Here is a 654-nt window from a genome sequence, read left to right as displayed (position 1 = left end):
GGCCCGTCTCGGACGGCGCCGACCCCGGAGACGCGGGCCCGGACGGCTGGCGTCCGACCCCGGGCCCCGGTGTGGTCGACCGGCCGGTCTCTCGCGGCGCACCCGACGTGGCGGGAGGGGCGGCGGCGTCGACGGGTGCACCCGTGGGGGTCGGGCCCGCGGGCCCGTCGCCCTCGACGCGGGCGATGTACTTCACCTTGACGCCGAGGACGTCGACGATCGCGCGTCGCAGGTACTCGCTGACGCCCTCGGCCGCGCCCTGCGGCCGCTTGAAGCTCTCGACGTCGTTGGCGCTGGGGAAGGCCAGCGTCAGCACGTCGTCGACGAAGTCGACGACGGTGGCCGTGACGACGACCATCCAGGCCGTGCGCCGCGCCTTCTGGACGACCTCGACGATCTCGGGCCAGCTGTCACGCAGCTGCTGGAGCGTGACGGGAGCCGCGCCGCCCCCGGACGCCTGGTCGGCGTCGGGGGTCTGTGCCCACGCGGCCGAGTGCGGTGCGGACGGAGGCGCGGGTTCGGTCGGCGTGGCGGAGTCGGCCGGGTCGGCCCGGGTGGCAGAGGTCGACGGGGCGGCCGTCGCCCAGGACGCCGTCGCACTCTCGACGGCCGCCGGGCCACCGGCCGCCTCGGTCGACGGCGTGGCCTCGACGG

General features: G+C 77.1%; 1 pseudogene. It reads right to left on the bottom strand.

Annotated features, from left to right (window positions below):
* Positions 1-654, bottom strand: a pseudogene (locus IFT36_RS16150) (DNA polymerase III subunit gamma and tau); the annotation flags it as partial.

Source organism: Frigoribacterium sp. CFBP 13605, from assembly GCF_014839405.1.
In the GTDB taxonomy this organism is placed as follows: domain Bacteria; phylum Actinomycetota; class Actinomycetes; order Actinomycetales; family Microbacteriaceae; genus Frigoribacterium.
Note: the sequence above shows the minus strand (reverse complement) of the source record. Positions and strands in the feature narration are given on the sequence as shown.